This window comes from Paraburkholderia terrae, from assembly GCF_002902925.1.
GTDB lineage: Bacteria > Pseudomonadota > Gammaproteobacteria > Burkholderiales > Burkholderiaceae > Paraburkholderia > Paraburkholderia terrae.
This window is the reverse complement of the sequence record NZ_CP026113.1, coordinates 174190-189326: the sequence shown is the minus strand read 5'-3', so window position 1 is coordinate 189326 and position 15137 is coordinate 174190. Positions and strand designations below refer to the sequence as shown.

General features: G+C 63.5%; 14 protein-coding genes. 9 read left to right on the top strand and 5 right to left on the bottom strand.

The window, feature by feature from the left end; translation table 11 throughout:
- Positions 1-136: 136 nt before the first annotated feature.
- Positions 137-1300: an FAD-dependent monooxygenase gene (locus C2L65_RS30600; protein ID WP_042306766.1), complete on the bottom strand. Its 1164-nt coding sequence runs from the start codon at positions 1298-1300 to the stop codon at positions 137-139.
- Between the two features lie 312 nt (positions 1301-1612).
- On the opposite strand from C2L65_RS30600, the gene C2L65_RS30595 reads away from it, so the two are divergent.
- From C2L65_RS30595 to C2L65_RS30575, 5 genes are all read left to right on the top strand, one after another.
- Positions 1613-2365: a maleate cis-trans isomerase family protein gene (locus tag C2L65_RS30595; protein ID WP_042306571.1), complete on the top strand. Its 753-nt coding sequence runs from the start codon at positions 1613-1615 to the stop codon at positions 2363-2365.
- Between the two features lie 32 nt (positions 2366-2397).
- Positions 2398-3252 carry an alpha/beta fold hydrolase gene (locus C2L65_RS30590; RefSeq protein WP_042306570.1) on the top strand — a complete coding sequence of 285 codons (855 nt, stop codon included), beginning with the start codon at positions 2398-2400 and terminating at the stop codon, positions 3250-3252.
- A 22-nt stretch (positions 3253-3274) separates the two neighbouring features.
- Entirely contained in the window at positions 3275-4306 is a 1032-nt protein-coding gene (locus C2L65_RS30585) for a 2,5-dihydroxypyridine 5,6-dioxygenase NicX family protein (protein WP_042306569.1), read from the top strand.
- Between the two features lie 43 nt (positions 4307-4349).
- Positions 4350-4994, top strand: coding sequence for an isochorismatase family protein (locus tag C2L65_RS30580; protein WP_042306568.1), 645 nt, complete (start codon positions 4350-4352; stop codon positions 4992-4994).
- 101 nt (positions 4995-5095) lie between these two features.
- Entirely contained in the window at positions 5096-7375 is a 2280-nt protein-coding gene (locus C2L65_RS30575; protein WP_042306764.1) for a xanthine dehydrogenase family protein molybdopterin-binding subunit, read from the top strand.
- Positions 7376-7391: 16 nt separating this feature from the next.
- On the opposite strand, the gene C2L65_RS30570 is transcribed toward C2L65_RS30575, so the two are convergent.
- Positions 7392-7835, bottom strand: coding sequence for a MarR family winged helix-turn-helix transcriptional regulator (locus tag C2L65_RS30570; RefSeq protein WP_042306567.1), 444 nt, complete (start codon positions 7833-7835; stop codon positions 7392-7394).
- Positions 7836-8384: 549 nt separating this feature from the next.
- Between C2L65_RS30570 and C2L65_RS30565 the strand changes: the two genes are divergently transcribed.
- Positions 8385-9695, top strand: a complete 1311-nt coding sequence (locus tag C2L65_RS30565) for an MFS transporter (RefSeq protein ID WP_042306566.1) — start codon at positions 8385-8387, stop codon at positions 9693-9695.
- A gap of 977 nt (positions 9696-10672) precedes the next feature.
- On the opposite strand, the gene C2L65_RS30560 is transcribed toward C2L65_RS30565, so the two are convergent.
- Positions 10673-11044 (bottom strand): DUF6697 family protein, encoded by a 372-nt coding sequence (locus C2L65_RS30560; protein ID WP_081921054.1) that lies wholly within the window; start codon positions 11042-11044, stop codon positions 10673-10675.
- Between the two features lie 206 nt (positions 11045-11250).
- Between C2L65_RS30560 and C2L65_RS30555 the strand changes: the two genes are divergently transcribed.
- Complete coding sequence (locus C2L65_RS30555) at positions 11251-11595, top strand: hypothetical protein (protein WP_233446680.1); 345 nt, start codon at positions 11251-11253, stop codon at positions 11593-11595.
- A 12-nt stretch (positions 11596-11607) separates the two neighbouring features.
- Positions 11608-12489 (top strand): 4-hydroxy-tetrahydrodipicolinate synthase, encoded by an 882-nt coding sequence (gene dapA / locus C2L65_RS30550; RefSeq protein WP_042309398.1) that lies wholly within the window; start codon positions 11608-11610, stop codon positions 12487-12489.
- A gap of 26 nt (positions 12490-12515) precedes the next feature.
- Here the strand turns inward: dapA and C2L65_RS30545 are convergent, their stop codons facing one another.
- On the bottom strand, positions 12516-13403 hold the full coding sequence (locus tag C2L65_RS30545) for a LysR family transcriptional regulator (protein ID WP_042309401.1): 888 nt from the start codon (positions 13401-13403) through the stop codon (positions 12516-12518).
- 141 nt (positions 13404-13544) lie between these two features.
- On the opposite strand from C2L65_RS30545, the gene C2L65_RS30540 reads away from it, so the two are divergent.
- Positions 13545-14711: an MFS transporter gene (locus C2L65_RS30540; protein WP_042309403.1), complete on the top strand. Its 1167-nt coding sequence runs from the start codon at positions 13545-13547 to the stop codon at positions 14709-14711.
- A 21-nt stretch (positions 14712-14732) separates the two neighbouring features.
- On the opposite strand, the gene C2L65_RS30535 is transcribed toward C2L65_RS30540, so the two are convergent.
- Entirely contained in the window at positions 14733-15101 is a 369-nt protein-coding gene (locus tag C2L65_RS30535; RefSeq protein ID WP_042309571.1) for a DUF2784 domain-containing protein, read from the bottom strand.
- Positions 15102-15137: the final 36 nt, after the last annotated feature.

The following is a 15137-nucleotide window of genomic DNA, read 5'->3' as shown; positions in this document are numbered from 1 at the left end:
CCAGGGCTGCGCGACGCCGCTGTTGCAGTTCGCCTTGCAGCCGTCCGCAGCCCGGGCGGCGCGCGCTGCGCGATAACACGCGCGCGACACGCCGCACCGCACCTTATAACCCGCCGAAATTCCGCCCGCAGCGGCTTTACGCGGTGGCGGCTTCCTTCGCGGCGGCCGATTGCGGCGACACGAGCGGCACGTTGAAGACGTCGTACGCGAACACCCATGCCGGGTCTTCGTTCGTGCGCAGCCACGTGTTGTTGTGCGACACCAGTTGCACCTTCGAAGCCCGCGCCGCGCGATTAGCCTCATACAGCGCGAACGCGCCCGCGTAGTCGGTCGCGCCCGTTTCGTCGAGGCAGCGCGCCAGCATGGCCGCGTCTTCGATCGCCATCGCCGCGCCTTGCGCCATGTGCGGCTTCATCGGGTGACAGGCATCGCCGAGCAGCACGAGGCGGCCACGGCTCCACAGCGGCAACGGATCGCGTTCGAGCAGCGGCCACTTGGTGATGGACGGCGACACGTCGATCAGGTTCTGCACATCGGGATGGAAACCTTCGAACGCCTCGCGCATTTCGTCGCGGCTGCTGTCCATCATCGACACGCCCGCAGGCCATTCGGCTTGCGGCACGCCTGTCACGTAGTAATACTCGTCGCGCTTTTCGGTCACGTAGTAGACCATCATGTGACGGTCTTCCGACCACCACTTCACACACATGTCGTACGGACGGTTGCCGAGCAGCGACGCCGGAAACACCGCGCGATGCGCGACATAGCCCGTATAGCGCGGCGGCTCAGCGCCGAGCAGATGCTCGCGGATTTTCGAGTTCACGCCGTCTGCGCCGATCACGAGGTCCGCTACTTCCACGCTGCCGTCCGCGAACGTGAGGCGCACGTCGCTGCCCGTGTCTTCGACCGATTGCAGGCACTTGCCGAATGTAATCGTGCCGGGCGTGACGGCTTCCGTCATCAGCGCATGAAAGTCGCCGCGATGCACCGTGAGATAGCTCGCGCCGTACGTCTTCAACGCGTAGTCGCCCAGCGGAATCTGCGCAATTGCCTCGGCCGTCTTCCAGTCGCGGCTGTACCAGTAGTCGGGATGCGAACCCATCACGTTGAGCGCGTCTTCGCAACCGATGCGCCGCATGATCTTCATCACGTTCGGGCCGAGATGAATGCCCGCGCCAAGGCGCGAGAACGCGGGCGCCTGCTCGTAGAGACGCACGTCGTGACCGGCGCGCTGCAAGAGGGCGGCGGCGGCCACGCCGCCGAGGCCGGCGCCGATGATGGCGATACGGGGTTTGCTCATGGGTTCTCCAGGTGGTGCGCCCGCGCCGCGCTGCGAAATGCCGTGCTTTGCGCCGACGGGCCGGGTTGAGTCGAATGTCATCGGATTGGAATGTAGCGTACACATTCGAAAATAAATCGGCAAGCACAATGTTTTCCGGTTAACCACCTACGTCATTCCGCACACATGCACCTATATATGACGCCGTACGCCGGGCGAAATTATTTCTCCTGGTTGTGCATTTAAAATGTACACGCTAGACTTTGCTCAAATCTCCGACGACGCCCGCAACGGCAGGCCTCGTCGCCGCCCAACTGGAATGGAGTGAGCGTCATGAGCAAGACCTATCGGATCGGCCAGATCGTGCCGAGCTCGAACACCACGATGGAAACGGAAATTCCGGCGATGCTGCGTCTGCGCGAAGCGATCCGCCCGGAGCGCTTCACGTTTCATTCGAGCCGTATGCGCATGAAGAAGGTCGTGAAGGAAGAGCTTGCCGCGATGGACGCCGAATCGGACCGCTGCGCGATCGAGCTTTCGGATGCGCGCGTCGACGTGCTCGGTTATGCGTGCCTCGTCGCGATCATGGCGATGGGACACGGCTATCACCGCGTGTCGCAGGCGCGTCTGACGAAACACACGGCGGAAAACGGCGCGGCCGCGCCCGTGCTGACCAGCGCGGGCGCGCTCGTCGACGCGCTCAAGGTGATCGGCGCAAAGCGCATCGTCGTGGTCGCGCCGTACATGAAGCCGCTGACGGAACTGGTGGTCGATTACATCCGCAACGAAGGTTACGAAGTGCTCGACTATCGCGCGCTCGAAATTCCCGACAACCTCGAAGTCGGCCGTCATGATCCCGCGCGCCTGCCCGAAATCGTCAAGACGCTGAACTACGCGGACGCCGATGCCATCGTGCTGTCAGCATGCGTGCAGATGCCGTCGCTGCCCGCCGTCGCGAAGGTCGAGGCGATGACGGGCAAGCCCGTGATCACGGCCGCCATCGCCACGACTTACGCGATGCTGCGTGAACTGGATCTCGAGCCGATCGTCCCCGGAGCGGGCGCGCTGCTTTCGGGCGCGTATTGAGTCCCCGTCAACGCCATTCATCGGAGCGTCATATGTCCAGCACTTTTCTTTACGGCGCGAACGTCGCCGCCAACGGCATCCGCCAGCACTTTCTGCGCTATGGCGGCACAAACGGCGAGCGTGGCGCGCGCGCTGCCGTCATCGTGATTCCGGGCATCACGAGTCCTGCCGTGACGTGGGGCTTCGTCGGTGAAGTGTTCGGCGCGGGCTTCGACACGTATGTGATCGATGTGCGTGGACGCGGCCTGTCGGAAGCATCGGCGGCGCTCGACTACAGCCTCGACGCGCAGGCCGACGATGTCGTCGCGCTGGCGGCCGCGCTCGGTCTCGAACGTTTCGCGCTCGTCGGACATTCGATGGGCGCGCGCATCGCCGCACGCGCCGCATTGCGTGCGCCGCACGGACTAGAAAGCGTGGTGCTCGTCGACCCGCCCGTCTCCGGGCCGGGCCGCCGCACGTATCCGGGCAAGCTGCCGTGGTACGTCGATTCGATGGCGCTCGCGCGCGAAGGCACGGACGCCGAAGGCATGCGCGCGTTCTGTCCCACGTGGACCGACGAAGAACTGCGTCTGCGCGCCGAGTGGCTGCATACGTGCGACGAGCGCGCCGTGCTCGCATCGTATGAAGGTTTTCATACCGACGACTTCCACGCCGACGCCGCGCAACTGAACGTGCCCTCGCTGCTCATCACGGCCGAACGCGGCGACGTGGTGCGCGACGAAGACGTCGCCGAACTGCAGCGCGCAACGCCCGCGATGCAGCACGTTCGCGTCCCCGATGCCGGCCACATGATTCCGTGGGACAACGCAGCGGGTTTCTATGAGGCGCTCGGCCTGTTCCTCGGCGCCGCGTTGACGCAAAAAGCTGCCGCAGCGGCCACGATCTGACGCATTCATTGGAGAACACACGATGTCCATCAGCGACTATCAACTGATCGAAGCGTGGAAGGAAGTGCTCACGCTCTCGCGTCTCGAAGCGGGCCAGACGGTGACGATCCTGACGAGCGCCGCCACGCATCCGCAGACGCTCGCGTGCGCGTTGATCGCCACGCAGTCGATGGGCGCGATCGTCAACCGGCTCGACTTACCGCCCGTGAACGGCGAGAAGGCCTTCAGCCGCGATTCGCTCGCGTATCTCGGCACCACGCCGCTCACTGGCAACCGCGCGGCCATCGCGGCGCTCAAGGAAAGCGATCTCGTGCTGGATCTGATGACGCTGCTGTTCTCACCCGAACAGCACGACATCCTGAAGTCGGGCACGAAAATCCTGCTCGCGGTCGAGCCGCCCGAAGTGCTCGTGCGTCTCGTGCCGACCGTCGCGGACCGCGAGCGCGTACACGCCGCGACGAAGAAGATCGGCGCCGCGCGCGAGATGCGCGTGTCGTCGCCGGCGGGCACGGCGCTCGTGTGTCCGATGGGCGAGTTCGGGCCGATTGCCGAATACGGCTTCGTCGATGAGCCGGGCCGCTGGGACCATTGGCCGAGCGGCTTCGCGCTCACGTTCCCGAACGACCGCACCGCGCACGGCACGATCGTGATCGATCGCGGCGACATCCTGCTGCCGCAAAAGCGCTACGTGAACGAACCCATCGTGCTGACGGTGGAAGGCGGCTATGCGACGAAGATCGAAGGCGGCGTCGATGCGGCCTTGCTGCGCGACTACATGGAAACCTTCAACGACCCGGAAGGCTATGCGATCTCCCACATCGGCTGGGGTTTGCAGCCGCGCGCTCGCTGGTCGACGCTTGGGCTCTACGACCGCGAGGCTACCATCGGTATGGACGCGCGTGCGTTCGAAGGCAACTTCCTGTTTTCGCTCGGACCGAACAACGAAGGCGGCGGCAGCCGCACCACGACGTGTCATATCGACATTCCGCTGCGCGGCTGCACCGTGAAGCTCGACGATGAAGTCGTCGTGCGCGACGGCCGCGTGGTCGCATAAAAGCACGAGCGCATGAGCGCAACCTCGACACCGGACACTCATCATGACTGATCTCTCGCAACACGCCGAAGCCAATGTCTACCGGCAACAGGGCTTCGGCACACCGTTGCCTGTGCATGGCAACATCGGCCTTTTGATCATCGACTTCGTGGTCGGCTTTGCGGACCCCAACACCTTTGGCGGCGGCAACATCCAGCCCGCTATCGCGCGCACGCAGGATGCGCTCGCGCTCGCGCGCCGCAACGGCTGGCCTGTCGCGCACAGCCGCATCGTCTACGCGGACGACGGCAGCGACGACAACGTGTTCTCGCTGAAAGTGCCCGGCATGGCGACGCTCACCGAAGATCATCCGAACAGCGCGATCGTGCCCGAGCTGACGCCCGTGCAGGGCGAACTCGTGGTGCGCAAAACGGTGCCGTCCGCGTTCTTCGGCACGCAGCTCGCGCCGTGGCTCACGCAGCGCGCAGTGCAGACGCTGCTGGTCGCGGGCGCCGTCACGAGTGGCTGCGTGCGCGCGAGCGTGGTCGATGCGATGTCGTATGGCTTCCGGCCGCTGGTGCTGTCCGATTGCGTCGGCGACCGCGCGATCGAGCCGCACAACGCGAACCTGTTCGACATGCAGCAGAAGTACGCGGCCGTGATGCCGCTCGTGCAGGCTATCGCCGAGATCGAAGCGGCGCGCCGCTGAGTCCGCGCGCGATTTGACGTAGGGAATTTGGCCGCTTAGTTTGCTTGTTCAGCGTGAACGCGATCGGGACGGACGCACCGTCCTCACTGGAACTCTCTGCCGTGAACCGCTCCGAATTGCTTGCGCGCGAAGGTTGCCTCACCGTCGTGCGACAACCCGCACAACCCGTCAAGCCCGCGCCCGGCCAACCCGGCAGCCTCTCGTCGTTCGTGCCCGAGGCGGCGGAAGTGTTCGTCGCGATACTCGACGACGGACGCATTCTCGCGTTCAACGGTCACGTCGATCTCGGCACCGGTATACGCACGTCGCTTGCGCAGATCGTCGCGGAAGAACTCGACGTGCCCGCCGCGCGTGTCGCGATGCAGCTCGGACACACGGCCGTCACGCCGAACCAGGGGCCGACCATCGCGAGCGCGTCGATCCAGATTTCCGCGACGCCGCTGCGTTGCGCCGCCGCGCAGGCACGTCGTGCATTACTGCAACTCGCGGCGGAATACTTCGGCACGCAGATCGAAGCGCTCGCCACCGACAACGCCGAAGTCTTTGTCGCTGCCACACCCGATGCGCGCCGCGTGAGCTTCGCCGACCTCATCGCGTGCAAACGCATCGCGCTCGATCTCGACCTGAAGGCGCGCGTGAAAGACCCGTCGACTTATCGCGTGATCGGCAAGTCTGCGCCGCGTGTGGACATACCCGCCAAGGCGACGGGCATGCTCACGTTCGTGCATGACATGCGCGTGCCGGGCATGCTGCATGGGCGCGTCGTGCGGCCACCGTATGCGGGTCTCGATAGTGGCGCGTTCGTCGGCGGCCTGCTCGATAGCGTGGACCGCGAATCGGTTGCGCACGTGCCGGGCTTGCGTGCCGTCGTCGTGCTGGGCGATTTCATCGGCGTGGTTTGCGAGCGCGAGGAACAAGCGATACGCGCCGCACGCGAACTACGCGTGACATGGAAACCCCTGCCCGATCTGCCCTCGCTCGACGATCCCGCCGCCGCGATTGCGGCCGCACCGGCCACACGGCGCCCGCTGCTCGAGGACGGCGACGTCGAAGCCGCGCGACACGCGCCCGACACGCTGACGATTTCACGCACCTACGTGTGGCCGTATCAGATGCATGGCTCGATCGGGCCATCGTGCGCGCTCGCCGATTATCGCGATCTGGGCGCGGGCCGCATCACCGTCTGGTCCGGCACGCAGAACCCCGTCTCGCTGCGCTATGACCTCGCGACGCTCGTGGGCCGCGACGAAACCGATATCGATATCGTGCGGATGGAAGCCGCGGGCTGCTACGGCCGCAATTGCGCCGACGACGTATGCGGCGACACGCTGCTGCTGTCGCGCGCGGTCGGCCAGCCGGTGCGCGTGCAGCTTTCGCGCGCCGACGAGCATGCGTGGGAGCCGAAGGGGACGGGGCAGGTCGTGAACGTCACGGGCAGCGTGACGCACGATGGCCGCATGACGGGCTACGATTTCGTCACGCGTTATCCGTCGAACGATGCGCCGATGCTCGCGTCGCTGCTGACACGCGTCGTCGCCAGCGAGCCGCGCATCTTCGAAATGGGTGACCGGACGGCCGTCTCGCCGTATGTGAGCGCGAATCGCCGCTTCGTCTGTGAGGATCTTGCGCCGATCGTGCGATCCGCGTGGCTGCGCGGCGTGTCGGCGCTGCCAAATTCATTCGCGCACGATTCGTTCGCCGACGAGCTGGCGGCGCTGACAGGCGTGGACCCGCTCGAATTCCGCTTGCGCCATCTCGACGATTCACGCGCCGCCGAACTGCTCGAAGCAGTCGCGAAGCGCGCTGGCTGGAAAGCGCGCACGCCGCGCAATACGCCTGTGCAAGGCGCAGAGCGCTTCGTGCGTGGAAGAGGCATCGCGTACGCCCGCTATGTGCATAGCCGCTTTCCGGGCTTCGGGGCCGCCTGGGCCGCGTGGGTGGCCGAACTCGTCGTCGACCGGGTGACGGGCGAAATCCGCGTCGAGCGCATCACCATCGGCCAGGACACGGGCACGATGATCAACCCCGAGGGCGTGCGCCATCAGATACACGGCAACGTGGTGCAGGTACTGAGCCGCTCGCTGAAAGAGCGCGTGCGCTTCGCGCATGGCAAGGTCGCCAGCCGCGAATGGGGCAGTTATCCGATCCTGACTTTTCCGGAACTGCCCGCAGTGGATGTCGTGCTGATGCCGCGCCAGGGCGAGCCGCCGCTGGGCGCGGGGGAATCGGCATCCGTGCCGGGACCGGCTGCGCTCGCGAACGCGATTTACGATGCGACGGGGGTGCGCTTCTGCGCGCCGCCCTTTACGCCCGATACGATCCGCGCGGGACTGCGCGAAGCGGGTGTGCTGATCGACGCGCTGCGCGCGCCGCAAATTTGACGCGCCGCCCGCGCATTTACTCGCCGTCCGACTCCATCATCTTGCGCAGCAGGAACAGCAAGGCCACGCGTTCGCCCGCGTTGAGCGTGCCGTAGGTGCGCTCGGTCACCTGCTTCGCGAACGGCACCGTGCGCTCGATCAGCGCGATGCCGGCGGGTGTGGTGCGCACCAGCAGCTTGCGGCCGTCGTTCGGGTCGGGCAGAACTTCGATCAGCGCGCGCGCCTTCAGACGCTCGACCACGCCGCGAATGGTGGCCTGATCGATCGCGGTCGCCTTGACGATGTCGTTGAGCGAGCAGCCCTGCGTCTCCTTGACTGCGCAAAGCGTGACGAATTGTGCGGCCGTGAGATCGGAATCGGGAATGGCTTCCTGAAAGATCGACACGTGACGCTGATAGGCGCGGCGCAGCAGATGGCCCACCTGATCGTGAAAGTCGTAAGAGTCCTTGTGAGACGGCATGAACGTACGGCCTGCGACGGGCCGGATGGCTGGAAACAATGCAGTGTACACCCTCAACCTTGGCATGCGATATGCGAGTCCCGATTGTCTTTGCGCCAGATCAGTAGCCGTACGACGAATGGCCTTCGATGTGGCGCCGCATGCGAAAGAGTCTTTCGTAGGGTGTTCCTGGCCTGTGTGCGCTGTGCGGCATGTCTGCGCTTGCGGCGACCTGAATTGCGAAGGCCTTGTCAGCAGGCGTTCCAGGCACTTCCCAGTTCCAGCGACGACACTTCATATTTGAGCGCATACGCACAAATCATGTGCGAAACCAGCACCATCCTACGGCATTTTTCATACGCCGTCCGTTTCAGCAAATGCCTTGTCATGTATGAACGATTCACGCTTTTCCGACGGATCTTCGAAAATCCGGAGATCTTCCGGACACCAGGGTAATTTCGAGCGTATACGCTTATATTTTGACATGCTATACAGATGCCTGTGAGCGTTCGATGTGTGCATGCATCGGACGGCAAACTTCAATTCGACCCATCCCAACAGGGAGTCCTCATGTCCACCGTGCAATCCGGCAGCGCCGCTCTTTCTCCCGCCGCCACCCAACACGGCGAGCTATACCGCAAGGTCACGTTCCGCCTGATCACCATTTTCTGTCTGTGTTATTTCGCGGCCTATCTCGACCGCATCAACATCGGGCTTGCGAAGTTGCAGATGCTCGACGCGTTGAAGTTCAGCGACACGATCTACGGTCTCGGCGCCGGCCTGTTCTTTGCGGGCTACATCCTGTTCGAAGTGCCGAGCAACCTGATCCTGCAACGCGTGGGAGCGAAGCTGTGGATTGCGCGCATCATGATTACGTGGGGCATCCTGTCCGGCGCGACGATGTTCGTGAAGACGCCGGTGCAGTTCTACACCGTGCGTTTTCTGCTCGGCGTCGCCGAAGCGGGCTTCCTGCCCGGCGTGCTGCTTTATCTGACGCAGTGGTATCCCGATGCGCGGCGCGCGCGGATCGTTGCGCTATTCATGGTCGGCTTGCCGCTGTCGAGCATGATCGGCAGCCCGATTTCCGGCTGGATCATGCGCTTCTTCGACGGCGCGCACGGTCTTGGCGGTTGGCAATGGCTGTTCCTGATCGAAGCGCTGCCTTCCGTGGTGCTCGGCTTCGCGATCTTGCGCTGGCTGCCGAACAACATCGAATCGGCGAACTGGCTCGACGCGAATGAGAAACGCGTGTTGCGCGCGAATCTGGACGCTGATCCTGCTGGTAACAAGAGCCATGCGCTCGGCGCGGCATTCGTCGATCCGAAGGTGTGGGCGCTTGGGCTGATCGATCTGTGTGTGTTGCTCGGGCTTTATGCTGTGAGCTTTTGGTTGCCTTCGATCTTGCGGGATACGGGCGTCAAAGACGCGTACACGATTGGCTGGCTGATGGCTGTGCCTAATGCTGTCGCTGTGATTGGCACGCTGTGGTGTGGTGCGAGTTCGGATCGGATGCGGGAGCGGCGTTGGCATATCGTGGTGCCTTTTGCCGTTGCCGCTGTTGCGCTGGCAGTGGCAGCGGGCGGGTCGCATGGCACGCTGACTACTGTGCTTTTGTTCTCGCTCGTGAACGCGGGTGCGGCGGCCGCGATGCCGGTGGTGTGGTCTCTGCCTTCGACTTTTTTGAAAGGGTCGGCGGCTGCTGGTGGGATTGCGTTTGCGTGTTCTATCGCCAATCTTGGCGGGTTTGGGAGTACCTATTTCATCGGATGGTTGCGGGATACTTTTCATTCGCAAAGCGCTGGGCTTTATGGGTTCGCCGTTTGCATGATTATGGGGTGTGTGCTGGCGCTTTCTTATTCGAAGCAGATGGTCAATCGTTGAGAGTTTTTGTTGGGGGTTGGGGGGCGGGGTTTTTTGCGCACGCGGTTGAGGTTCGTTGCGTTTGCGTTTAGGCCTTGGCGGTGCGGGCGTTAGCGGTCGGTTTTGTTGTTCTAGCCCTTGCGCTGGTATCTGTGTTTTGCCTTCGTGGCGCGGCCGGTTTGGTTTGGTCGTGCTTTCGCTGGCATCCGCGCGATGCCTTCGCGCTTCAAGCGTCGCCTTTGTGTTTGCCTTTTCGCTGGCATCCGCGATTCGTTAGCGTGCTTCACGCGTCGCCCCTGTGCGGGGCGGCACCTACTTTTCTTTGCCGCCGCAAAGAAAAGTAGGCAAAAGAAAGCGGCTAACACCGCCAGTTCTAGTTTTTGCCTGAGGGCCCCCAAAGGGTCTTTCGCTTCACACGGCAGCATTTCTGTTCGCATTCGTTGCCAGCGCTTTGAATGAGCGCCTCACCCGCTTCGAATACCCGTACTCGGGCAAGCAGCAGCGAATGGTGTGTGCCGCCCAGGTGGCAAACTGTGTGTAGGTTGTCGCGGCGTATAGCTCGGCGCTCTTACAGGGTGGAACGCATGTGCTATCGGTCCGAAGTGAGGCGTGTGTGGCTCTACCGGCCTACACACAGTTTGCCACCTGGGCGGCGGTGGACAGTCTGGCACGGTGTGCCGTAACACGGGTGCGTGAAGCGGGTGAGGCGCAGCGCAAGAGCGCTGGCAACGAACATGGGTCACGTGATTGCCGTGTGAAGCGTAAGAACCTTCGGGGGCCCTCAGGAAAATACAAGAACTGGCGGTGTTAGCCGCTTTCTTTTGCCTACTTTTCTTTGCGGCGGCAAAGAAAAGTAGGTGCCGCCCCGCACAGGGGCGACGCTTGAAGCACGCTAACAAATCGCGGATGCCAGCGCAAAGGCCTGAACAACCAGACCGCCGGGCCAAGAAGGCAAAACGCAGAGGCCAGAACAACCACCCCGCCGGACGGCAAAAACCTCACCTCCTCCTCATCCTGATAACCCTTGAAATCTGCGCAAGCGTAAAACTACTATCCTTAACGTACTCGGCATAATCGGATGGCGCCGTCATCGACTCCGCAACAACATACTCCCCCACATACCGAAACCGATCCGACGACGTCCGCACAAAAACAGGAACCGGCGCAGTCTGCCGCGCCAAGGTGCGTCCCGCCGCGCGCGAAGAAGCGCTCCCGTCGCAAAGAATCACCTCAGGCGCATGCGGATTAAGATCAGGCCGCAATCGCGCGGCAACAACCTTGCCGCCCTTGACGGGCAGAAACGCGTGCTTGCTGCCACCCGTCACCTGATGAATGTCTTCACGAGAATATTCTTTTCCAATTTCGAACATGGTTAACTCCAGGACATGACGTCACGCAGCGGCGCTGCGACGCCAATCCCGAAGATCGTATCGGGCCCCTTCTAAAATCGGTGTAAAGACAACGGTCCACGCAATAAACGCGCTATGTCGATCCCCCGCGTTTGCACAAACGCACGCGCTTTTTACACGACGTTTACGCGCTTCGCAGTACGCTAGGTTCATCTCGACAACTGCCAATGGTGGCAACCAAGAACATGGGCTCCGCACAACTTCGCGCGCCGCAAGACTTCGTCCCGGATATCCCGTCGACGCAACTCCGCTCCAACGTCATTCCTCTGCACGCTCAGCGCGTTCAACTCGAAATCTTTCTCACCGGCACCTCGCCGGACGCGTTTCGCAACCATCTCGCGACGCTCCTCCACTCGCCGCTCGGCGTCTACATTTCGCACACGCATATGCTGCACGACAAGGTGCGCGTGCATTTCAATATCGCTCCCGAAGACCTGGATTTCACGCTGCATACACTGATCGCGACGATGTCCGAAGCGACCATCGGCACCATCACGCGCATCGTCAGGTGAAGGAGCGAACACATGTACTCGGGAATCTGGATTCCGCTCGTCACGCCATTTCGTTCCGGTGAAGTCGATATCGAAGCGCTGCAAACGCTGACCGATCATTACGCGCGCACCGGCATCGCGGGCATCGTCGCGCTCGGCACGACAGGCGAGGCCGCGCTGCTCTCCGATATCGAACGGGTGACCGTCTTGCAGGCGATCAGCGACGTCGTCGATGGCCGCTTGCCGGTGCTCGTCGGCATCGGCGGCTTCGACACGCGCGAGTTCGTGCGCGAAATCAGGCGCTTCGAGCGATGGGACGTGGCGGGCTTTCTCGTCTCGTCGCCGGCCTATGTCTGTCCCGATCAGGCGGGCATCGTGTGGCATTTCGAACAGATCGCGCGCGAAACCGAACGGCCCATCGTGCTCTATGACGTGCCGCATCGCACGGGTGTATCGATCGAACCCGCAACCGTTGCGCGGCTCGCGGAACACGAGAACATCGTCGCGATCAAGGCATGTGTGGCGCAGAAGTTCGACGCGCTGGGCAAGTTGTCCATCAACGTGCTGTGCGGCACCGACGAGGCTTTCGTCGATTGCCTCGCGTCGGGCGGGCACGGCGGCATTCTCGCGAGCGCGCATGTCTGCGCGGATCTGCTGATCGAGATTCAGTCGCTCATGCAAGCAGGCGACGCTTTGACAGCACGCCGGATCTTCGAGCGGCTCAAGCCCGTGCTCAAGCTGCTGTTCTCCGCGCCGAATCCGTCGGCGATCAAGGCCATGCTGTCGATCGAAGGCCGTATCTCGGATGAAGTACGCATGCCGATCACGGCAGCATCGGCGGCGCTCGTCGCGCAGCTCGCACACGCGCACGAGACACTGCGCACTCTGCGCGCAGAAGTCGCCATGACCGTCTGAACGCGGCCGGCACACGCCGGCTCAATTTACGCGCGGCCCCATTGATCGACGAGATAGTCGACGAATGTCCTGATCTTCGGCGACGACAGCTTCGCGCGCTCGAACACCACATGCACGGGCGTTGCAGGCGGCGCAAACTTGTCGAGCACGGGCTGCAAGCGGCCGCGCGCGATATGCGCCGCCACCTGCCACGCGGGCGCACGCACGATGCCCGCGCCCTCGATCGCCGCTGACACCAGCGCATCGAGGCTATTCATCCACAGACGGCCCGTCACGCCGATGCGCGTGCGCGTTGCGCCCGACTGGAAGCGCCACTCGACCGGTCCCGGCGCATCCGAGAAAACGAGGCAATCGTGCTTACGCAAATCGTCGAGCTTGCGGGGCGTGCCGCGCTGCGCGAGATACGAAGGCGCCGCGCACACCACCATCTGGATGTCATCGAGCTTGCGCGCAACGAGACTCGAATCCGGCAACCGGCCGACGCGCACGGCGACATGCAACCCCTCTTCCACCAGATTGACGGCGCGGTCGACGAGCATCAGATCGACGGCCACCTCGGGATGGATCGCGAGAAAACCCGGCAATAGCGGCGCGACGGCGAGCCGGCCAAGCAGATTCGGCGCGGCGATCCGCAGCCGTCCGGACAACTTCCCGCGACCCGCCGACAACGCGCTGCCAAGCTCGTCCACTTCGCCGAGAATCGCCTTCGCGCGGTCGTAGAGAATGCGCCCTTCGTCCGTCATCGCGAGATTGCGCGTGGTGCGGCGAAGCAATTGCGCGCCGAACTGCGCTTCGAGCGCCGAAATGTGCCTGCTGACCGAGGTCAACGACATCGGAATCGCGCGCGCGGCGGCCGACAGGCTTCCCGCGTCCACGACCCTCACGTAGACGCTCATTGCTTCAAAGCGGTCCATGATTCGACTCTTCCGGATTTGGCAAGGCTGCTTGCCGTTTTAGATAGATACCGGCAATTTCCGGAATAGTCTACATTCGTTGTGAACGGGACGATAACGCCGCCTGATCGACTTGCGGCTAAGCCACGGGAACACACACAGATGAAACGTTCGATCTTCTGGCTCATGGCGGGCGCGGCGGGTGTCGTGGTCGCGAACAACTACTACAACCAGCCGTTGCTGGCCGAGTTCGCGCTGGCGTTTCACACCAGCGAAAGGCAGGCGGGAACCGTATCCGTCGCCGCGCAAACGGGTTATGCGCTCGGACTGCTGCTGTTCGTGCCGCTCGGCGACAAGCTCGAACGCCGTTCGCTGCTGCGCACGCTGTTGTGCATCGCCAGCGCGGCGCTCGCCGCGATCGCGCTGGCGCCGACGTTGAGCTGGCTCGTCGCGGCCAGCTTCCTGACGGGACTCGTCAGTGTCGCGCCGCAGTTGCTCACGCCGTTCGCGGCACAACTTGCCGGGCCACAGCAACGCGGCCAGGCGGTCGGCATCGTGATGTTCGGCTTGCTGTGCGGCATCCTCGTGTCGCGCACGATTTCGGGATCGATCGCGCAGCATTTCGGCTGGCGCGCCGTCTATTGGGTCGCGGCGGCGGCGATGCTCGTCACGGCGGCTGTGCTGTCGCGCATGCTGCCGAGCGCGCAGCCCACGTACACGGGCACGTATCGGCGGCTGATGGGTTCGCTGTGGACGCTGATTCGCGAGGAACCGCTGGTTCGCCAGACCTCGGCGATCGCCGCGCTTCAGTTCGCCGCGTTCAGCGCGTTCTGGGCCACGCTGGCGTTTCATCTGCACGCGATGGACGCGCATTACGGCAGCGAGGTCGCGGGCCTGTTCGGCCTGGTCGGCGTGGTCGGCGCGTCGGCATCGACGGGCGCGGGCAGGCTGATCGACACGCGCAACCCGCGTCACGTCGTGCTGGCTAGCGGTGCCATCTTCGTCGTGGCCTTTGCGATTCTCGCGGCGACGGGCAACACGATTGCAGGCCTCGTCGCCGGTGTGATCGTTCTCGACCTGGGATTGCAGAGCGGGCATGTCGCGAACATGGCGCGCAACATGAGCATCAAGAGCGACGCGATGAGCCGCATCAACACGCTCTACATGACGATCCGCTTTGCGGGCGGCGCGCTCGGGTCGTCGTTGGGCATCTGGGCGTGGAGCGTTTGGCAATGGCCCGGCGTGTGTACGGTCGGACTCGCGCTCGGGTGCGTGTCGGTGATGATTCAGGTGCGGCCGCAGATCGCGGGTGAAGCGCAGCGGGAATGATCGCGTGCGGCGCGCCCGCTCTCAACGGCGCGGTGGAATGCACCGCCATGTGATTGCCACGATCAGCAGAAACACGACATACGCAACCGCGAACATCCAGACGGGGAAATCGTAGTAGAGCCAGTGGCTCACCCAACGCTGGACGAAACCTTGCTCGACCGTGCCGCCCGTGCGCAACCGGTCTTCGAGCACGGTGAGCGGGCACGGCACGTCGAGCGCTGCGAGAATCGCGACGACGCCAATGGCCGCGAGATGCAGCACGCGAAAAGCGCGATTGCGCACCCAGGCGTATTGCAACGCTGCGCCCGCCCAGATCGCCATCAATCCGCCGACGATAAACAGGACGATCAGCGCATGCAACACGAGCACTGCGTCGGCCAGCCAGATCATGACGTTTCCTGAGCGCTTCTGTCTCGGCCACGTTCG